At 70.4% G+C, this 19655-nt stretch carries 17 protein-coding genes and 1 CRISPR repeat array; of the genes, 7 read left to right on the plus strand and 10 right to left on the minus strand.

The features are described from left to right. Nucleotides 1–49: 49 nt before the first annotated feature. Nucleotides 50–1111, minus strand: coding sequence for an ACR3 family arsenite efflux transporter (arsB, locus tag QQA02_RS03940; RefSeq protein ID WP_284773970.1), 1062 nt, complete (start codon nucleotides 1109–1111; stop codon nucleotides 50–52). Between the two features lie 144 nt (nucleotides 1112–1255). Between arsB and QQA02_RS03945 the strand changes: the two genes are divergently transcribed. Together QQA02_RS03945 and QQA02_RS03950 are read left to right on the plus strand one after the other, a co-directional pair. Beyond that, nucleotides 1256–1585, plus strand: a complete 330-nt coding sequence (locus QQA02_RS03945) for an ArsR/SmtB family transcription factor (RefSeq protein WP_284773968.1) — start codon at nucleotides 1256–1258, stop codon at nucleotides 1583–1585. Nucleotides 1586–1589: 4 nt separating this feature from the next. After that, nucleotides 1590–2654: an FAD-dependent oxidoreductase gene (locus QQA02_RS03950; protein WP_284773966.1), complete on the plus strand. Its 1065-nt coding sequence runs from the start codon at nucleotides 1590–1592 to the stop codon at nucleotides 2652–2654. A gap of 57 nt (nucleotides 2655–2711) precedes the next feature. Here the strand turns inward: QQA02_RS03950 and QQA02_RS03955 are convergent, their stop codons facing one another. Together QQA02_RS03955 and QQA02_RS03960 are read right to left on the minus strand one after the other, a co-directional pair. Continuing rightward, entirely contained in the window at nucleotides 2712–3866 is a 1155-nt protein-coding gene (locus QQA02_RS03955) for an ROK family transcriptional regulator (protein ID WP_284773965.1), read from the minus strand. Nucleotides 3867–4125: 259 nt separating this feature from the next. Continuing rightward, nucleotides 4126–4854 carry an NAD-dependent deacylase gene (locus QQA02_RS03960; RefSeq protein WP_284774013.1) on the minus strand — a complete coding sequence of 243 codons (729 nt, stop codon included), beginning with the start codon at nucleotides 4852–4854 and terminating at the stop codon, nucleotides 4126–4128. A 263-nt stretch (nucleotides 4855–5117) separates the two neighbouring features. On the opposite strand from QQA02_RS03960, the gene QQA02_RS03965 reads away from it, so the two are divergent. Further along, nucleotides 5118–6794 (plus strand): DUF885 domain-containing protein, encoded by a 1677-nt coding sequence (locus QQA02_RS03965; RefSeq protein ID WP_284773964.1) that lies wholly within the window; start codon nucleotides 5118–5120, stop codon nucleotides 6792–6794. Nucleotides 6795–6811: 17 nt separating this feature from the next. On the opposite strand, the gene QQA02_RS03970 is transcribed toward QQA02_RS03965, so the two are convergent. After that, a complete protein-coding gene (locus QQA02_RS03970) occupies nucleotides 6812–7870 on the minus strand; it encodes an AbrB family transcriptional regulator (protein WP_284773962.1) in 1059 nt (352 codons plus the stop codon). Between the two features lie 165 nt (nucleotides 7871–8035). Between QQA02_RS03970 and QQA02_RS03975 the strand changes: the two genes are divergently transcribed. Both QQA02_RS03975 and QQA02_RS03980 read left to right on the plus strand, forming a co-directional pair. Continuing rightward, nucleotides 8036–8491, plus strand: a complete 456-nt coding sequence (locus QQA02_RS03975; protein WP_284773960.1) for a TSUP family transporter — start codon at nucleotides 8036–8038, stop codon at nucleotides 8489–8491. 10 nt (nucleotides 8492–8501) lie between these two features. Then, complete coding sequence (locus QQA02_RS03980) at nucleotides 8502–8663, plus strand: hypothetical protein (protein ID WP_284773959.1); 162 nt, start codon at nucleotides 8502–8504, stop codon at nucleotides 8661–8663. A 65-nt stretch (nucleotides 8664–8728) separates the two neighbouring features. On the opposite strand, the gene hrpB is transcribed toward QQA02_RS03980, so the two are convergent. The 3 genes from hrpB to QQA02_RS03995 all read right to left on the minus strand — a co-directional run bounded on the left by hrpB (nucleotide 8729) and on the right by QQA02_RS03995 (nucleotide 14068). Beyond that, nucleotides 8729–11176, minus strand: a complete 2448-nt coding sequence (hrpB, locus tag QQA02_RS03985) for an ATP-dependent helicase HrpB (RefSeq protein WP_284773957.1) — start codon at nucleotides 11174–11176, stop codon at nucleotides 8729–8731. A 94-nt stretch (nucleotides 11177–11270) separates the two neighbouring features. Continuing rightward, complete coding sequence (locus tag QQA02_RS03990) at nucleotides 11271–12788, minus strand: hypothetical protein (protein WP_284773955.1); 1518 nt, start codon at nucleotides 12786–12788, stop codon at nucleotides 11271–11273. A gap of 641 nt (nucleotides 12789–13429) precedes the next feature. Further along, on the minus strand, nucleotides 13430–14068 hold the full coding sequence (locus QQA02_RS03995; protein ID WP_284773953.1) for a sugar O-acetyltransferase: 639 nt from the start codon (nucleotides 14066–14068) through the stop codon (nucleotides 13430–13432). Between the two features lie 29 nt (nucleotides 14069–14097). Between QQA02_RS03995 and QQA02_RS04000 the strand changes: the two genes are divergently transcribed. After that, entirely contained in the window at nucleotides 14098–14784 is a 687-nt protein-coding gene (locus tag QQA02_RS04000) for an alpha-ketoglutarate-dependent dioxygenase AlkB (RefSeq protein WP_284773951.1), read from the plus strand. Between the two features lie 157 nt (nucleotides 14785–14941). Next, complete coding sequence (locus QQA02_RS04005) at nucleotides 14942–15676, plus strand: SDR family NAD(P)-dependent oxidoreductase (RefSeq protein ID WP_284863352.1); 735 nt, start codon at nucleotides 14942–14944, stop codon at nucleotides 15674–15676. A gap of 93 nt (nucleotides 15677–15769) precedes the next feature. Then, nucleotides 15770–16459: a CRISPR direct-repeat array (repeat unit 37 nt; unit sequence GCCTCAATGAAGGGCTGCAGCAGATTGCTGCAGCGAT). A 199-nt stretch (nucleotides 16460–16658) separates the two neighbouring features. Here QQA02_RS04005 and cas2 read toward each other — a convergent pair. Genes cas2 through QQA02_RS04020 form a run of 3 tightly spaced genes read right to left on the minus strand, consistent with a single transcriptional unit; the run spans nucleotide 16659 to nucleotide 19638 of the window. Further along, nucleotides 16659–16967, minus strand: a complete 309-nt coding sequence (gene cas2 / locus QQA02_RS04010) for a CRISPR-associated endonuclease Cas2 (RefSeq protein ID WP_284773948.1) — start codon at nucleotides 16965–16967, stop codon at nucleotides 16659–16661. Beyond that, entirely contained in the window at nucleotides 16964–18532 is a 1569-nt protein-coding gene (gene cas1, locus QQA02_RS04015; RefSeq protein WP_284773947.1) for a CRISPR-associated endonuclease Cas1, read from the minus strand. The genes cas2 and cas1 overlap by 4 nt, the downstream gene beginning before the upstream one ends. A 59-nt stretch (nucleotides 18533–18591) precedes the next feature. Next, complete coding sequence (locus QQA02_RS04020) at nucleotides 18592–19638, minus strand: hypothetical protein (RefSeq protein ID WP_284773946.1); 1047 nt, start codon at nucleotides 19636–19638, stop codon at nucleotides 18592–18594. Nucleotides 19639–19655: the final 17 nt, after the last annotated feature.

Here is a 19655-nt window from a genome sequence, read left to right on the forward strand (position 1 = left end):
CAGCGGCTCGGGGCGGCGGGCGCCGGGAGCGTCGGTCGCGCACGGTGGGCTAGCGTGCCCGCGGTCTGCGGGGTGCGGGCAGCGTCGGGTCGCCGGGGAAGAGCCGCGGGCCGAGCCAGAGCGCGACGTAGACCAGGCCGACGAGCACGGGGATCTCCACCAGGGGACCGATGGTACCGGCCAGCGCCGGCGCCGAATTCGCCCCGAAGGTGCCGATCGAGACCGCGATGGCCAGCTCGAAGTTGTTGCCCGCCGCGGTGAACGCCACCGAGGTTGAACGCGCGTAGCCCAGGCCGGCGGCCCGTGAGGCCAGAAGCGCCAGGGCGAACATCCCGACGAAGTAGATCAGCAGCGGCAGGGCTACGCGGGCCACGGTCAGGGGCTGAGCGGTGATCTGCTCGCCTTGCAGGCAGAACAGCAGCACGATGGTGTAGAGCAGGCCGATCATGGCCAGCGGGGATATCGCGGGCAGGAACCGGGACTCGTACCACTTGCGGCCCCGTCGGCGCTCCCCGATCCAGCGTGAGACCAGCCCCGCCAGCAGCGGGACCCCGAGGAAGACCAGTACCGAGGTCACGATGGCGGTGAAGGAGAACTCCGCGGTGGTGGTGGCCAGCCCCAGCCACCCGGGAAGCACCTGCAGGTAGAACCAGCCGAGCACGCCGAACATGAGCACCTGGAACAGCGCGTTGACCGCCACCAGCACGGCGGTGACCTCGCGGTCCGCGCAGGAGAGCTCGGTCCACACGAGCACCATCGCGATGCACCGGGCCAGGCCGACGATGATCAACCCGGTGCGCAGCTCCGGCTCGTCGGGCAGGAAGATCCAGGCGAGAGCGAACATCAACGCCGGTCCGACCAGCCAGTTCAGCGTCAGCGAGAGCACCATGAGCCTGCGGTCGGCGGCGACCTCCGCGGTCTTGTCGAAGCGCACCTTGGCCAGCGGCGGGTACATCATCACGAGAAGCCCGATCAGGATCGGCAGCGAGACGCCGCCGATCTCGAGAGCGCTCAGCGCCGTGCCGAGGCCCGGCACCGTGCGCCCGAGCAACAGGCCGACTGCCATGGCGATCAGGATCCACACCGGCAGGTACCGGTCCGCGACGGACATGCGCGCACGGTGTGGCGTGCCGGGAGCCCCGGATTGCCCGGGTCTTCCGGATCGTGGGGCGCGGGCCTGCGGTGAGGGGGTGGACAAGGGGTGGGCTCCTCTCGCGTCTTTCATATTGACAGCCGTCAATATAACATTGGAGCCATGACGAGTCCACGATCCGGGGAGTGCTGTTCACTGGGCAGCGGGCCGCTCGACGACGCTGAGGCGGCCCGGTATGCCGAGCTGTTCAAGGTGCTCGCCGAGCCGAACCGCCTGCGCATCCTCGCCCAGCTCGCCGCCGGCGGCTGCGGGCCGACCACGGTAGGTGAGCTGACAGAACTGGTGGGGTTGAGCCAGCCGACGGTCTCGCACCACCTGAAGAAGCTGACCGAGGTCGGGCTGCTCGAGCGCTCGCAGATCGGCCGCACCGTCGTGCACCGCGTGTGTCCGGAGCCGTTCGCCCGGCTGCGCGCCGTACTCCAGATGGACTGACGGCATGGTCGCGTGCACTGCACCCGGGGCCGGGTTCGACCACGAGGCGATCGTCGTCGGCGGCGGTCAATCCGGCCTGGCCACCGCGTTCTACCTGCTGCGCGCCGGGGTCGACGTGCTGGTCCTCGACGACCAGCCCGGCCCGGGCGGCGCCTGGCGGCACGCCTGGCCGTCGCTGACGCTGTTCTCCACGGCCGGGTTCTCCAACCTGCCCGGCGTGCCCATGCCCGCCCATGAGGGCTTCCCGCCGGCCCGGCACGTCGTCGACTACCTGGCCATGTACGAGCGCCGTTACCGCATCCCCGTTGAGCGGCCCGTGCGGGTCGGGCGCGTCGAGGCGCTCGACGGCGGCGGGTTCCGGGTGCACGCCGCCGTGCCGGACTTGACGTGGACGTGCGCGCGGGTCATCGGCGCCACCGGCACCTGGTCGGCCCCGTTCGTGCCGGCCTATCCGGGCCGTTTCTCCGGCAGGCAGTGGCATTCGGCCAACTACCCCGGACCGGCCCCGTTCGCCGGGCGCTCGGTGGCGGTGGTCGGCGCGGCGAACTCGGGGGCCCAGATCGCCGCGGAACTGCTCGAGGATCCGGACGTCGGCGAGGTGACCTGGTACACCCGGCACGCCCCGCGCTGGATGCCCGACGACGTCGACGGGCGGGTGCTCTTCCGGCGCAACCGGGAGCGCTTCCGGGAGATCGCCGCGGGCCGCCCCGACCCGGGGTCGGACTCGCGGCTGGGCGACATCGTCGTGCTGCCCCAGGTGCGCCGCATGCGCGACGCCGGGCGGCTCACCGCCACCCCGATGTTCGCCTCCCTGTCCCAGGTCGGCGCGGACCATCTGATCTGGTGCACCGGCTTCCGCCCGGCCCTCGGGCCCTTCCGCGGGCTCCTCGGCGGCGCCGGCGGGGCCGACCGGCGCGGGGCCGACCCGCACGAACCTGTCCCCGGGCTGCACCTGGTCGGCTACGGCGACCGCACCGGCCCGGGCTCGGCGACGATCCTCGGGGTCGGCCCCTACGCCAAGCAGACGGCCCGCGCCGTGGCGGAGGAGGTCAAGGACACCGCGCGTTGAGACGGGTGCCGCGCACTGAGCCGGGTGCCGCGCGCTGAGCCGGACCGGCCGTAGCCTTCAGGCCGCGGCGCCGACGCCGTCGGCGACCTCGACCGGGTCGCGCAGCAGCTTGTCCAGCGCGACGGCGCGCGCGATGGCGACCACGATCTCCCGGTGACCGGGGATCATACGCAGCTCCACGTCGTTGCCCACCCGGCCGCGCACCGTCTTGGCGAAGGTCTGCGGCGCGCGCGGGTCGGCCGTCAGCGCGCTGCCGGCCAGGACCAGGGTGTCCGGGTGGTGGCGCGCGATGAGGGCGGCGCACATGTCGCCGAGCATCCGGGCGCGCTCGTCGAGCAGCGCGCGCAGCTCCCGGGAGTGCTCGGCGCGGCCCACCGCGTCCTCGAGCGTCATCGTGCCCAGCCCCGCCGCGGCGACGGTGTCCAGGAAGCCCTGGGTGCTCAGCCGCTCCTCGGCGGTGGTGGGCAGCCCGGGCCCGGGCGCGGGTGCGGGCAGCGAGCTGAGCTGGGTGACTCCGGTGGCGTGGGTGACCGCGGCGCTGATCGAGTCGTCGGCGAAGAGCGCGAGCGTGCGCGGCGGCTCGTCGCCGGCCGCCGGCAGGTTCGCCGACTGGGTCTCCGAGCCGAGGATGGCGGGCACGGCCGCCGAGACCGTCACCGGCACGTCGAAGTGGTAGCGCAGCCGCCCGGCGAAGTCGACGCCGTGCCAGCCCAGGTTGGGCGCGTCCACGATTCCGCGCTCGGTGACCTGCCCCGAGGTGGTCACGCCGAGCGCGCCGAGCGGGGTGGCCACGCCCGCGGTGAGCCGGTTGATGCCGGCGACGAGGTGCTCGAGGAAGTCGGAGTCCTCGTGCTCGGAGACCTTGATCTTCAGGTCCAGGTCGCGCAGGCGGCGGCCCTCGGCGTCGTAGAGTCCCAGGTACGTCGAGGAGGTGCCCACGGCCGCGCCGACGAATACCGCCGGGAAGTCGGCCGGCTCCAGCGGCGTGGTGGGCCTTCCCGGTCCGTCGGAGACCGCCAGGTCGGCGCGCGCCCGGATCAGGCCCGCGTTGATCAGGGTGGTCACGGCGCGCGTGATCGTCGGCTGCGACAGCCCGGTGGCCTCGATGAGCTCGGGGCGGGTGCGTGCTCTGCGCAGGCGGATCAGGTGCAGGCACTTCGCCGCAGGGGACTGCGGGCGGGCGAAAGCTGTGGTGCCTGGGCGACGGTGCATGAGTTCACAATAAACCTGTGTAGACCAAGTTGTCCAAAAAATGCCCCCTAATCTGTACCGCTCGGTCTAATCCGGGCGTTCTCACCAGTTCATACGTCCGGGGAGCCACCATCGGTTTCACCCGTATCGGGGTAAAGGTACACGAAATTGCCGACGCCCCGCCCGTCCCCCCCGGGCGCGGTACCCGCGCCGTCGGGCGCGCGGCGGCGCGCCGGGGACGCGCCGGGGCCGCGCCGGGGCCGCGCCCGCGCCGCACGTGTCAGCCGACGGCGCCGAGCACGGCGTCGTAAAGCAACGGCAGCCCGTGGGCGGCGGTGGTCGAAAGGGACACCGCGGCCAGCCCGGTCAGCTCGGTCGGCTGTGGGGTGACCTCGATGATCACGGCGCCGGACTGCGCGGCGAGCACCGGCAGGCCGGCCGCGGGGTAGACCACGCCCGAGGTGCCGACGACGATCATCACGTCCGCGCGCCGCGCCCAGCGCTCGGCGGCGTCCCACTCGTCGTGGGGCAGCGCCTCGCCGAACCACACGACCCCGGGGCGGACGAGGTTGCCGCAGCGCGGGCAGGTCGGCGGGGTGGCGCGCTCCACCGGTTCGACGGGGATGTCGCCCTCGTGGATGCCGCGGTAGGGCCGCGCGCAGATGGTGCAGCGGAAGTCGAAGAGCGAGCCGTGCAGGTGGGCGACGTCGTGCGCGCCGGCGCGCTCGTGCAGGTCGTCGATGTTCTGGGTGGTCACGTGCACCTGGCCGGGGCCCTCGGCCTGCCAGTCGGCGACGGCCAGGTGCCCGGCGTTGGGCTCGGCGTCCAGCGACTTGCGTGCGCGCCACAGGTACCAGGCCCACATGGGCTCCGGGTCGCGCGCCCAGGCGTCGATGCTGGCCAGCGCGGTGGGGTCGACGTTCTCCCACAGGCCGGTGCCCGCGTCGCGGAAGGTGTCCAGGCCGGAGTCGGCGGACATGCCGGCCCCGGTGAAGACCTCGACGCGCAGGTCGTGGTGGGGGTCGGCGGCGGCCGCGTCGGCCGCGTCGGAGTGCGTCCCGGCGGCCGCGGCGATGAGCTCCGCGGCGCGCGCGATGTCCGCGTCGAGGGTGTCTGAGTGGTGCACCGGTTGCTCCTCTATCTCTTCGCTGTGACTCCGAGGCTACCGGCGCCCGCGCGGGCGCGCGCGGGAAAGGCGCCGGAAATTCCAGGTCAGCCGTAATTTTTCCACGGGTGGCCCCGCTCCGGGGCTGGGGGCTAGACTGTCCGCTTATGAGTTCTCCGACTGCGCTGAGCTCCTCGGACGAGGCATCCCGGGAGCCTTCCCTGCTCGACGCCGCCTGTGAGGCGTTCGTGGCCGACCTCGCGGAGCTGTCTCCGACGTGGGCCACCGAGTGGGGCCTGCCCGGCCACGACGGTGAGCTGCAGGACTTCTCCCCGGAGTACTACGACGCCCTGGGCGAGCGGACCCGCGAGATGGTCATGGACGTCGACGCCTTCGACGAGGCCACCGACAGCTCCGACGACGAGGACGACTTCGACGACGTCGACCAGGTCACCGCCGCCGCGCTGCGCGACCGTCTGGGTGTCTTCCTCGACCGCCACCACCACGCCGAGGACCTGCGCGACCTCAACGTCATCGAGTCGCCCGTGCAGACGATCCGCGACTCCTTCCTGCTCATGCCGCACGAGACGGCCGAGGACCTCGAGGCCGTGCGCGCGCGCCTGGCCAAGGTGCCCGCCGCCCTCGAGGGCTACCGCGCCTCGCTGGACGAGGCCGCCGGTCACGGCCTGGTCGCCCCGCTGCGCCAGGTCGACGCCGTCAACACCCAGTGCGAGGAGCTGGCGGAGACCGGCTCCGTCTTCGAGGGCCTGGGCCTGGACCCCGACTCGCGTGAGGTCGCGGCCGCCAAGGAGGCCTTCGGTGAGTTCGCCGACTGGCTCAACGAGCACCTCGCCCCGGTCGCCCCGCACTCGGACGCGGTGGGCCGCGACCGCTTCGAGCTGTTCTCCCACGACCACCTCGGCGACGTGGTCGACCTCGACGAGGCCTACACCTGGTCGCTCGAGCGCATCGCGGAGCTGCGCGCCCGCCAGGAGGGTGTCGCCGCCGAGCTCTATGGCGCCGGCACCACCGTGCGCCAGGCGATGCACCAGCTCAACCAGGACGAGCACTACACGATCAACGGCACCGGGGCGCTCCAGGAGTGGATGCAGGGCGTGGCCGACCAGGCCATTGTGCACCTCGACGGCACCGAGGTCGACGTGCCCGACGAGATCAAGACCATCGAGTGCCGCATCGACCCGGCCGGCACCGGCGGCATCTTCTACACCCCGCCGTCCGACGACTTCGCCCGCCCCGGCCGGATGTGGTGGTCGGTGCCGGAGGAGCAGAAGACCTTCCACATGTGGCAGGAGCTCTCGACCGTCTTCCACGAGGGCGTGCCCGGCCACCACCTGCAGATCGGCATCGGCCTGGCGGAGTCCTCGCTGAACCTGTGGCGCCGCTCGGTGACCTGGATCGCCGGCCACGGCGAGGGCTGGGCGCTCTACGCCGAGCAGCTCATGGCCGACCTGGGCTACTGCGACGACCCCGGCTTCCGCATGGGGCTTCTCGACGCCCAACGTCTGCGCGCCGCGCGCGTGGCGCTGGACATCGGCGTGCACCTGGGCAAGAAGACGCCGGACGGCGGGGTGTGGGACTCCTCCTACGCCAAGACCTTCCTGCGCGAGAACACCGCGATGGCCGAGCCGAACCTGGTCTTCGAGCTCGACCGCTTGCTCGGCTGGCCCGGCCAGGGCTCGGCCTACGCGCTCGGCGAGCGCATGTGGCGCGAGCTGCGCGACGACGCCCTCGATCAGGGCATGACGCTGGGCCAGTTCCACAACGAGGCGCTGCGCCGCGGCTCGATCCCGATGTCCGTGCTGCGCGAGGATCTGCTGGACTGAGCGACCCGCCCGGTGAGCTATCTGCGCATGATGCGGAGGATCTGCGGCAGCCAGGCCGCCAGCAGCAGCACCGCGACCAGGCGCAGGATCTGGAAGGTGATCACCTCGGAGCCCGCCCCGCCCTCTGCGGAGAGCGCGAGGACCGTCTCGAGCGCGCCGGGCGTGGTGGCCAGGTAGCCCTCGAAGTGGGTGACCCCCGTCCACAGCGCGGCGAGGACACCCGCGCCGGCGCAGACGGCCATCATGAAGAAGATGTAGGCCACCGTCACCGGCAGCTGACGGGCGAAGAGCTTCAGCGTCGGCACCGACAGCGCGCCGCCGGCGATCCAGCCGATGGACAGGAACGCCATGACCGCGAAGACCATCGGCGGCTCGAAGCTGATCGAGTCCGGGGTGACCCAGCTGCCGATCACGGCCAGCAGCATCGGGCAGAGCACCCCGGCGGCCGGGATCTTCAGCTTCTGGCCGATGGGGTCGCCGAACATGGCGGCGGCGACGATGATCACGGCGGCCAGCAGGTTGAAGTGGAAGTCGGCGCCGATGGCGTGGCCGGCCTCGGCCGGCGGTGTCAGCAGGTGCGCGACGGCCGGCAGGGTGACCGAGACGATGAGCAGGCGCAGGTACTGCACGAGGGCGACGTAGCGGTAGTCCGCGCCGATCTCGTCGGCCAGCGCGGGCATGGTCGACGCCCCGCCGGGCAGCATCGACAGCATCGCGGTCTCGGTGGAGATCTCCTTCTCCGAGCGGCCCAGCAGGATGCCGCCGCCCACCCCGGCGCCCACGGTCACCGCCCCGAAGACGGCGGCGGGGATCAGGGTGCCGGCGATCTCGCCTAGGGAGACACCCACGATCGGCATCGCGGCCAGGATGCCGATGATGCCGCGGCCGAAGCGCCGGTAGTACTTGTTGACCTGCAGGTCATGCCCGGTACCGAGTGCCACGGTGCCGGAGACGACGATGGCGGCCAGAATCCAGCCGGCGGGCACGTTCCAGCGGTCGAAGAGCCAGCCCAGCCCGATCGAGGCCGGCACGACGAACAGCCAGCGCAAGGGACTGTCGGGGCGGGTGAGAGCCATCGGACGTGCGGGTATCCTCTCCTTCGTGGCTGCGGGGTGCGCTCCCGATCCTAGTGGGTCACCCACCGGGCCTAGGCTGAAAGGGCGGGGCACATCCCGTGCGACAGGATGCGGGACGCCCGCCCCAGACAGGACGCGGGATGATCAGCGAGAGGAGACCCGCGCGTGCTCTTCCTCGGACTCTCGGCGGAGGCGCTGACCGTGCTCGCGGGCGGCGCGCTCGTGGCCGGCTGGGCCGACGCCGTCGTCGGCGGCGGGGGCCTGATCCTCATCCCGCTGATCATGGCCGTCGCCCCGGAACTCGCCCCGGCGGTCGCGGTGGCCACCAACAAGGTCGCCGTCATCTGCGGCAGCGGCTCGGCGGCGGTGACGCTGATGTGCAAGGCCCGCCCGCCCGTGCACCTGCTGCGCTACCACCTGCCCGTGGCCGTCGTCTGCGCGATGGCAGGGGCGGCGACGACCTCGCCGGTGCCCGCCGAGGTGATGCTCCTGCTGGTCATCGTGCTCATGCTGGCCGCAGGCCTCGTCGTGGCGACCAACCCCTCCCTGGGCCGGGAGACCTCGGCTCCCTTGCCCGGGCGTGCGCGCCGGGGCCCTGCACCCCCGGCTTCGGCTTACTGACAAGCGACCCTTGCCCGGGCGTGCGCGCCGGGGCCTGGCGCTGGTGCTCGCGGCGGCCAACGTCGTCGGCGCGCGCACCGTCATCGCCGGCGGCACCCGCTTCCTGCGCGCCGCGCTGCTGGTGGTCGTGGTGGTCATGGGCGGCTACCTCGCCTGGCAGCAGTGGGGCTGAGAGATTGGGGCCCACGCGGGGCACTCACCCGGCCGCGCCCGCTTACCGCGCCCGCCGCGCGCGGCTCACATCCGCTTCTTCGTGCGCGCGGTCGCCGTCGCCGACCACGGGTCCTCCGGCCACGGGTGCTTCGGGTAGCGCCCGCGCATCTCGGCGCGCACCTGTGCGTACGGCCCGGACCAGAAGCTCTCCAGGTCGTCGGTGACGGCCAGGTCGCGCCCGGCCGGCGAGAGCAGCCGGAACTGCACGGGCACCCCGGCGAACCGGGGCGACTCCGCCAGCCCGAAGCACTCCTGCAGCTTGACGCTCACCACGGGCCGACCGGTGGAGTAGTCCACCCGCGGGTGCGAGCCGCTGGGCACCGCGAGGCGCCGGGGTGCGAGCTCGTCCATGCGGGTCGCCTCGGGCCAGGGCAGCAGGCGCTGCAGGGCGTCGAAGAGGTCGATCGAGCCCGGCGGGGTGCCGTGGGCGGCCTTCTGGATCTCCGGGGCCAGCCACACCTCCGGCTCCGCGGTCTCCGGGTCGGGCCACGGCTCGCCGACCCGCTCGTGCAGGAAGGCCAGCCGGTCGCGCAGGGCGGCGGCCTTCTCGCCGAGGCGGAACATGCCGGTGCCCTCCTCGCGCACCGCGGCGGCGACGGCCTCGGCGGCCCGCTCCGGCGGCACGGTGGTCGGGGTGACCGCGAGCTCGATGGCCCCGGCCCGGCGCACCGCCCGCCCGCGCAGCCTCCCGCCGGCGAAGTCGGCGCGCAGCTCCTCGGTCACCCCGATGATCTCCAGGGCGTCGGCCTCGTCGATGCGCGCCGCCGAGCGGATCGTCGCGCCCGCGCGCCCGGCCCGTCCCGGAGTGCCGGAGCGGGTGACCTCGCCGACGGCCAGCCACTCCGCCCCGCTCAGCCCGGTGTCCCCGGGCAGCACGGCGCGCGTGCCCGAGGCCAGCAGGTACTCCCCGTCGCGCTCGCGGCGGGCGATGCGCTCGGGGAAGGCCAGGCCCACGGCCACCCCGTCGCTTGCCGACGTCGCGCGGTGCCCCGTCCCGGTACCGGTGCGCGTCGCGACCGAGCGCAGGCGGGCGACCTCCCGCGACGGTGCGCTCGCGCGCCCCAGGTCGCCGGACGCGCCGTCGGAAAGCGCGGCGAGCACCTCGGCCGCCGACGGCCCGGCGGCCAGCAGCGCACGGCCCAGGCGCGGGTCGAGCGGCAGGTCGGCGAGCCGACGGCCGAGTTCGGTGGGCCGCCCCTCGGCGTCGACGGCGTGTAGGGCGCGCAGGGTCTCCTCGGCGGCGGCGGTGGCGGCCGGCTGCGGCTCGCTGACCAGGGCGAGGCCCTCGCCGCGCGGGGTGCCCCAGCAGGCCATCCAGAGCGCGGCCTGGGTCAGGTCGGCGGTGTCGATCTCGGGGGTGACGTGGGCGTCGAAGTGGCGCAGGTCGTCGGAGGTGAAGGCGCGCAGCACGGTGCCGGGACCCTCACGGCCGGCGCGGCCGGCGCGCTGCTCGGCCGTCGAGCGCGCCTCCGAGACCGTGACCAGGCCGGACATGCCGCGCCCGGAGTCGCGGCGCGGTACGCGCGAGAGCCCGGAGTCGACGACGGTGCGCACGCCGGGCACGGTGACGGAGGACTCGGCGACGGCGGTGGAGACGACCACGCGCGCCGGGCCCGTGCCGTCGAGGGCGGCGTCCTGGGCGGCGCGCTCGAGGCGGCCGTGCAGGGGCAGCGCCCGGGTGCGGCAGGCGGCGACGGTCTGCTCGACCTCGCGGGCGCCGGGCACGAAGACCAGCGCGGAGCGCCCGGACTTCTCGACGGCCTTGTCCGCCAGCGCGGCGAGGTGGGCCCAGAAGGCGTCGCGGGAGCGCCGGTCGGCGGCCATGCGCCCGGGGTGCGGGTGGTAGCTGGTCTCGAGTGGGTGGGTCACCGCCGGGGTGGAGACGACCGGGGCCTCGCCGAGCAGCTCGGAGAAGCGCGTGGTGTCCAGGGTGGCGGACATGACGACCAGGTCGAGGTCCTCGCGCAGGGCGGCCAGCTCCGCGGAGAAGGCCAGCGCGAGGTCGGTGTCGAGCTGGCGCTCGTGGACCTCGTCGATGACCACGGCGCCGACCCCGGTCAGCTCGGGGTCGGAGAGCAGCATGCGCACCAGCACCGCCGGTGTGACGAACTCGACGGCCGAGCCCGCCCGGGAGTCGCCGCGCACGCGGTGGCCGACGGCCCCGGCGTTGCCGGAGAGGTGGCGCAGGCGGCGGGCGGCGGCGCGCACGGCCACGCGCCGCGGCGCGGTGACGATGGTCTTGAGCGGGGCGGCGCCGTTCCTGGTGCCGTCGGCCGCTGCGTTCGCGGCGCGGCGGGCGAGCAGGTCGGCGACCAGCGGCGGGACCAGCGTGGTCTTGCCGGTGCCGGGCGGGGCCTCGACCACGGCGCGGCGGTGGGCCTCGAGGGCCTCGGCGATCTCCGGCAGCGCGCCGGCGACGGGCAGACCCGCGCCGATGGCGTCGAGGTCGAAGGGGCTGGCGGGGATGTTCATGGTTTATCCCAGGGTAGCTGCGCACACGGAAAAACCGGGCGCCCCGCCGTGGTGGCGGGACGCCCGGTCTGTCGCGCAGCAGGGCTGTTGTCTCTTAGAAGATGCCCTTGTTCTGGCGGCCCATGTGATCGAAGGTGTGCTCGCGGGAGTCGACGTCCTGGTCGTTGGACGTGGTCTCGTCACCGTCGATGCGGCCGGTCTGGGTGACCGTGATGTAGTTCTTCAGGCGACCCTCCTTGGTCAGGCCGTCGCCGAAGTTCAGGTTGGCCACCAGGGCGGTGTCACCCGAGTTGATCGGGTTGGACAGGGTGACCTCGAAGGAGCGGACACCCTTCTCGGCGTCGAAGCCCAGGTCGCGGGTGTAGGCACCGTTGAACCAGCCCGGGGTGATCAGGCGGTCGACGCCCTCGGGGCCCTCGGCGGTGTGGACGTCGATGCGGAAGCGGGTGGCCATGTTGTCCTGGAAGTAGCGCTTGTCGCCGACGTTCTTGACGCGCAGGGCGACCAGGCCGGCGAAGCCGGCGGACTTGCCGGCGGCCACGGTGAAGTAGGGCTCCAGGTCGTAGTCGGCCTTGGCCTCGTCCTCGGTGGCCTCCTCGTCGGTGGCCTCGTCCTCGGTGGCCTCCTCGTCGGTGGCCTCGTCCTCGTCCAGCACGGTCTCACCGTCGGCGGGCAGGTCGCCCTCCGGGTCGGTGGCGGTCTCCGGCTCGATCTCCGGCTCGGCGTCGGTGCCGTCCTCGACCTCCGGGTCGGCGACGGAGGTGTCGACCTCCGGGTCGACCTCGGTGTCCTCGTCGGTGGCCACGGCGTCGGCGTCGGCCTCGGCGACCTCGTCGGTCAGGGTGTCGTCGATGATGTCCTCGGTCTGGGTGGACTCGTCGACGGCCTCGTCCTCCTCGACCTCGTGGGCGGTGCCCATCCAGGAGTCGGAGGCGTTCTTGTACAGCTTGACCTCGACCTCGTTCTTCATCGGGGCGAAGACGCGCCACGGGGTCGGGGTGGACCAGGTGCCGTTCGGGCGGCAGTACTGCTGGGTGCCGTCCAGGTTGATGGTGCGGAAGCCGTAGGTGGCCTCACCGGTGTGGCCGGCGGGGACGTCGTACGGCCCGATCTGCTGACCGGCATCCCAGGTCAGGGAGTAGGAGAACTCGCCGCCGATCTGCTCGGTGATGGTCTTGGCGATGCCGATGGAGCCCTCAGTGCCGTCCTGGCTGTGGGAGCCGCCGAGGTTGATGGAGGTCTGGTCGGTGCGGTCGCCCTTGATGGACAGGGAGACGGTCTGCGACTTCGACAGGTTCTGGGTCAGCGGGATGTCGTTCTTCGTCTTGTTCGTCGCCGAGATGGTGCCGGCCGGCGAGAAGTTGTCGGTGACCTTGTAGACCACGGTGCGGTAGTCCTCACCGGAGTTGCACACGGGGCGCGGGTTGAGGATGTTGGCCTTGATGTGGTCGGAGCCGTGCGTGGTGTGGACGATCGGCAGGTCCGGGTTCAGGGCGGGGGTCTCGGGGTAGGTCTCGTGGAAGGTGTCGGCACCGGCGGTCGGGGCGATGATGCCCGTGGCCGCGACGGAGGCGGCAGCCAGCCACGTGCAGACGCGACGGGTGAGCTTCATTGAATTTTCTCCTGGTGTGAGAGGTGTTGCGGGGAGAGATACCGGGGGCGGAGCCACGCCGGGAATGAAAATCGAATCCGAGGGAGCTGAACAGCGTCCCACGGGCCGCTGTGAATGGTGACGCCGGGCCCGCCGCCCCGCAACCGCTTTATCGACGAAAGTTTTACCTTCCCGTGCACGTTTCGCCGGCGTAGGTAAGACCATTCCCCCTGATAGTCGCGTCGCTGGCGGAATGAAGATCGTTCATAACCCGTGAAACAAAAACCCTAATCCGGGGGTGCCTGTTTCATCTGCGGCGGTCTTATCCGTTACCTTGCCTGCCCGATCAGGGATGCGTCAACCATCGCCGGGGGTAGCGTACCGTCTCCCGGGAACCTTGTGGGAGAAGATTGAACGATTTCTGTATCGAGTCTGTGAACTGCGGAAACGCCGGTACCCCGGGAGGGTATATGCGCCTTCCGGCCCCGCCGCCCGGGCCGGCGGGGTGGAGTGGGACTATGTAGCCGGGGCCGTACCTCAGATCGCGAAAGTTGGCCAATCGACAATGGCGGGTCGCCCCGCGTGGCCGGGTCGCCGCGCCCGCCTCAGCGCGTTGCTCGCCGTGCCTGCCTCAGCGCGGTCCCCGGCGCCACCGCCGCGGCTCAGGCGAAGGGCTCGACCGGGCTGCCCTCGTCGAGCTGCCCGCGCTCCCGGCGCTCCGGGTCGCACTCACGGATCACGCGGGCCGGCGTGCCGACGGCAATGCAATTTTCCGGGAGGGAACGCGTCACCGTGGATCCCGCACCCACGGTGGTCCCGTCGCCAATCTCCACGCCCGGCAGCACGGTCACCCCCGCGCCGAGCCACACGTCGGCGCCGAGGCGCACCGGCGCCGCACGTTCCCAGCCGCCGCGGCGCATCGCGACGTCGTCAGTCGGGTGCGTGGGCGTGATCAGCTGGCAGTTCGGCCCGATCATGGCGCGGTCGCCGACGGTGACCTCCGCCGAGGAGAGGATCGTGACGCCGAAGTTGATGAAGACCCCGCGGCCCAGGTGGACGTTCTCGCCGAACTCGATGCGCGCGGGCGCGAAGAGCGTGGCCTCGGCGTGCTCGGCGTGGGTGACCTCGCGGATGATCGCGCGGCCGCGCTCGAGGTCGGTGTTGGCCAGCTCATTGAATTCGTGCATGAGCTCGGCGGTGCGGTGCTGTTCGGCGGCGATGTCCCCGCCGTGGGTGAGGTACCAGGCGCCGGAGCGCATCCGGTCCATGGAGGAATAGGCTGGGGCGTCGAATCCGGACATGGCCCCATCGTGCCAGGAGGTGAGTGCCCGTGCCCACGCTTTTCGACGCCGCCGGCCTGCCCCGCCCGCCCCGTGAACTCGCCCCGGGCGCGGTGCACCTGCCGGGCTTTCTCGGCGCGTGGCAGCAGTCGGGGCTGGTCACGCAGGCGCGCGAGATCGCCCGCTCGGTGGCCGGAACGCCGGTGGCCATGGCGCGCCCGCGCACGCGCACCGGGCAGATGAGCGTGCACATCCTCTCGCTCGGGCGGCACTGGGCGACCAATCCGTACCGCTACGTGCGCGAGTTCGAGGGCGTGCCCGTACCGGAGATCCCGGCGAACTACCAGGAGATTGTCGACGCCGTGCTGGTCGTCGCGGGCGAGCGCTCCGCGGCGTTGGCGCCCTGGGCGGGGCGCATGCGCGCCGAGGTCGCGCTGGTCAACTACTACCCGCCGGGCTCGCGGATGGGCCTGCACGTCGACGCCGACGAGGTCGCCGACGCACCCGTGGTCTCGCTGTCGATCGGCGACACCGCGCTCTTCCGGCTCGGGCGCGCCGAGGAACGCACCGGCCCCTTCGTGGACGTGCCGCTGATCAGCGGCGACGCCGTCGTCTTCGGCGGGCCAGCGCGCCGGGCCTACCACGGCATCACGCAGGTCGAGGACGGTACCGCGCCCGCGCACGCGGGACTGAAGGAGGGGCGCATCAACATCACGATCCGGCAGGTGGACTACTAGGGCGTGGGGTGGTGCCGGGGCTGGAAACGGGTGGGCCGCGACTGGGTCGGCGGCGGTCCGGGAGGGGCACAGCCCGGGGTAAGTGTGGCTTGCCCCGGATGTGGGGGCGGGGCGGGATCCGTCTGCGAGGCGCGGGCGGCGCTGCCAGAATGGTCCTATGGCTGACAAAGAGATTGCACAGGACAACCAGAAGGTCGCCGTGGTCACCGGCGGCTCCTCCGGCATCGGCGAGGCGACCGCGCGTGCGCTGGCCGGCGACGGCTGGCACGTGATCGTCGCCGCGCGCCGCGTGGACCGCCTGGAGAAGATCGCCGCGCAGATCGGGGGTGAGGCGGTGCGCCTGGACGTCACCGACGACGACTCGGTCGCCGAGTTCGCCGCCCAGATCGAACGGGTGGACCTGCTGGTCAACAACGCCGGCGGTGCCAAGGGCCTCGACCCGGTCAAGAAGGCCGACCTCGAGGACTGGAAGTGGATGTACGAGACGAACGTGCTCGGCACCCTGCGCGTCACCCTGGCGCTGCGTGACAAGCTCGTCGAGTCTGAAGGGCTGATCGTCAACATGGCCTCGGTCGCCGCGCTCAACCCGTACGCGGGCGGCGCCGGTTACAACGCGGCCAAGTTCGGCCTGCGCGCCATGACGCGCGTGCAGCGCATCGAGGAGGCCACCGAGGGCACGAACATCCGTGTCACCGAGATCGACCCGGGCCGGGTGAAGACGGACTTCTCGCTGGTGCGTTTCAAGGGCGACCAGGACAAGGCCGACGCGGTCTACGAGGGCCACGTCAACCTGGGCCCGGAGGACATCGCCGAGGCCGTGCGCTGGGTGGCCTCGCTGCCGGCGCACGTCAACATCGACCGCATCCACATCATGCCGCGTGATCAGGTGTAGGGGGTTGGCGGGCCCGGGACGTGGGTTGGCGCGAGCTACGGTCGGCGACGTCAAAGTGACGCTGAACGCTACCGTCCTCGGCGGTTCCATGAGTTTGTGAAGAAGGGCTGCAGCAGATTGCTGCAGCGATCGGAGTCCACGGCCGCGACACCGCATCGTGGGAGGACGAGCCTCAATGAAGGGCTGCAGCAGATTGCTGCAGCGATGTCGGGCGGGTAGTGCAGTGCGCGTTCTACGGTGCGCCTCAATGAAGGGCTGCAGCAGATTGCTGCAGCGATATGTCAGGCACAGGGGGTCCTTTCTGTGGGGTGCCAGCCTCAATGAAGGGCTGCAGCAGATTGCTGCAGCGATGTCCATTGCCGGGACGCCGACAAAGGAATTAAGAACAGCCTCAATGAAGGGCTGCAGCAGATTGCTGCAGCGATCGGATGGACTTGACTAGTGCCACGGAGTGACTATCGCCTCAATGAAGGGCTGCAGCAGATTGCTGCAGCGATCGAGCGCTTCGAGCACTGCGGGCGTTGGCTTCCGCGCCTCAATGAAGGGCTGCAGCAGATTGCTGCAGCGATTCGGCGGCGTCGCAGGCTGCCTCTTCGGCGTCGGGCCTCAATGAAGGGCTGCAGCAGATTGCTGCAGCGATACCGGTCCGTCTCCTCACACAGCAGACTGATCGCGCCTCAATGAAGGGCTGCAGCAGATTGCTGCAGCGATTCGTCCTTGAAGTCGTCCTTGTGGACATTGAGGGCGCCTCAATGAAGGGCTGCAGCAGATTGCTGCAGCGATAGCACGGGATAAAACAGCGCCCTGAGTAGCAGCGTACCAGGTGTTCCGCGAGTGACGGATTCCTCGATGGTCGTAACGAAGCGGTCACCTGAGTCCTCGCCATGGTCCACCTTTGTGAGCTGGGCAGACAGTTCGCGAGCGACACGCGAGATTGTCGGATTAGGTGGGTGCTCGCTGATCGGAATTCACGGCCACCCAATCAGAACACTAATGGGCCGTCCGGCGTCGGTTCTCTCGATTGGCCGAGGAACCTGAATCGGCGCCTGTGCTCTTCAAGATCCGCAACCCTACCGAGATCGCAGAACAACACTGAGTCCTCCTCTCCATCGATAATTCCCCTTATGGCGTCCTCCAGCCGAAGCAGGCGCGCCGGACTGATGTCCACTACGAATACGCTGTACTGAATCCGGTCTCCGTAGCTTCCCAGAGCATCTGCGAGCCGGGTACGTCTCCTGTCATTGGGAACGTCATAGGCGATGAGTGTTCTGCGCGCGTCGTTCCGGCTCAACGTGTCTTCACCGCCACATAGTGCTCCTGCGTTCCGTCAAGGCAACCGAGAACCAAGCGGGCTTGCACCTCGAGCGCACGCCTCCAGGAAACTCTGTATCCGAATGTCGGGTGGGTGAATTCGGTGTTCATCCGGTTCTCAAAGACCCTGATCAGAGCCTTTCTCCCCTCTGGGGTGAGTCGAGGGGTACCGGTGACCTCCGAAAAACTCGATGGAGTAAGCGCACCCCGGTTAATGCAACTGATCACACACGAGTCTGCAATTACTGCGCGAAACTCCTCCATCAAGTCGAGGGCCAGAGCTGGCTTGTTTCGGCTGCTGGAATGCAGAAATCCTGCATGCGGATCCAAGCCGCACGCGATCAGGGCCTTCACCGCCTCAGCCGTCAGCAAGGCGTAGGTGTAATTGAGGGCTGAGTTCAGTGGATCCGTTGCGCCTCTGCCGGAACGTCCAGGCCAGCGTTTGGTAAACCATCCCCGGTGAGTACCGCGCAGCATGGTGGCGAAGTGACCGAAATACAAGGCGGCCGCCGAACCCTCGACACCGAAAATCTCCTGTCGAGAGGTAGAAGCAGCGGCGATCCGTTGCAATTCCCGCATGCTGGCCACGGCGGCAGGTTGAGATGGGTCGGCGTTGCGTCGGAGAAGTGTCGCCTGGCCAGCAATCTTGCCGGCAATGAACTCGCGCGCGAGATCCACCCTCCCGTGAGCAGATGCCACGTGCTGTTGGACGCGTGCGGCACCGTTGGGCCCGTCGCCTGGCTGGTTCCATCCGTAAACTCTGCCGGAACTCGAGCACCACACCACTGTGATCCGCTGCCACATGAGATTGCGTAGCAGTGCACTCGACACATCGACGTTTCCGTGCAGGACCAGCCCGTTGACCCGCTCGAGTGGAACGGTTGCTTGCCTTTCGCCCCGCACGCTGATTAACACCCGTCCCTGTCGTGTACTCAGGCGTGCACCCGGCGTTGCCACGTGCAGGACCTGCCCGTCTGGATCGGCTACCCGGATCCTCCGCCTCACAGTGTGCAACCTGCGCTCGTCCGGTAGGCAGACCCCGGCGTGCGAACAAGCGGTACACCGCGGATCATCCTCCAACGGTTCCGGGGCCTGCACGGAGTTGCAGATCTTTCTGGTTTGCCGCACGTAGCTTAATGCGTTCGCGATCTCCTCGGCACCGATGTCCACTGACACCGACTTGTTGCTGTCCGGGAAATACACCCGGTGTCCGTCAACGCGCTGCCCGTCCTCTGTAAGGCAAAGCCCTTGAAGTGCGAGCTGGACGACCATCGCGTCCGTCACCGTGGGCGTTTTTCTTGTCGGTGTCGCCTTGTACTCTGTGACCTCAACTCCGCCGCCGGTAACGGTGACGACGTCTGTCCGGCCCACCAGACCGTGGGCATCTGAGTGGATGTTCATGCTGCGTAACCCGTCCGGCCGAGACTCCGAGGGAGAATCGACTCGGCGGTGAGCCTGTTTCCCCGCCTGAATCTGGACATGGTCGCTGCGCTCTCCGGCGGCTTCCAACCAGGCGCGGCGCGGACAGAACACGGTGTGAGCCACGAGGCTGATCGGGAGCGGAGGCTCCGGGACACCGACCTCCACTGATGACTCTGGGGCAGTCACAGCACGTGGACCTTTCCGGACTGAACCTGACGTTCAGGAGCGTTGCCGCTGCCCGTCTTAAGGATCGGGAACACGATCACTGCCGGTACACGCCGTTGCCGGAGCCATGCGCGCGCCGCCGCGACCAACGCGGGGTCCGTACGATCCGCGTCCGCTGACTCACCGGGGGCATCCCGGGGAGGCCTGACCAGATCGCGGTGCACCAGGTCCATCTGCGCGGAGACGAGGATCGCGCGCAGCCGTGCCGGAGTGACCTCGCCAACGAGGGCGGGCAGGGCCATGTTCCGAGGATGGGTGACCTCGTTGGGCCAGACGCCGGGGGTCGCATTGACAGGAGTACCCCACCTGCCGGCGGTACCGCGGTGCCCGAGGGGGAACTGCGCGATTCCGCGCAGCGCGCAGTAGACCATGGCGTTATCCGCCGGCCCGGGGGTGGTCAAGCCCGACGAGCTGCGTGAGGTGTCCCTGTCCTTGCCTAGCGGATCCCGCAGTTTTTCCCCCGTGAGACCTTGGATGATGTGCTCAGTAGGCCAATCCGCAACCTCGTGGCATAGCGGGCGGTAACGGTGGGAGATGAACTCCTCACCGCGGTTGCGCGTCTTCATCTCCCATCGGGACGCACCCCGGTCAGGTTCCAGGTTCTGCTGTCCCATGTGCCAGTGTGAGGGCTCACCGAGTGCGTCGATCAACCGCAGTGTCGATGCGGCATTGACGACGTCGAGCTCGTCCAGCGCTGCGTGGCGCGTGCGCTGGAGCCTTCGCCATCCGGGGCGGTCAGTCACCGAAGGGGTCTTGACGCGGGGTGAGAATGCGGCTACTGGCACGCGTCCGCCGGTGTCGACGTCCGCGTTGACCCAGGTGGCGTCCCGGTCACGACGTGCGATTGTGAGAACCGCCGTCGCGATCTCCTCTGCGTCAAGTGAGCTCAGCACGCGACCTCGGGGTTGTCCTTCGTCGGTCCAGCCGAGCCGTGCCTGTCCGCCGGCCTGCTCGATGATGTCGGCGAGACCGTACAGGGCGAAGTGGGTCAGGGCAGAGCGCACGGAACCACCCATAAAAA

It is taken from the genome of Corynebacterium sp. MSK006 (genome assembly GCF_030232385.1).
GTDB lineage: Bacteria > Actinomycetota > Actinomycetes > Mycobacteriales > Mycobacteriaceae > Corynebacterium > Corynebacterium frankenforstense_A.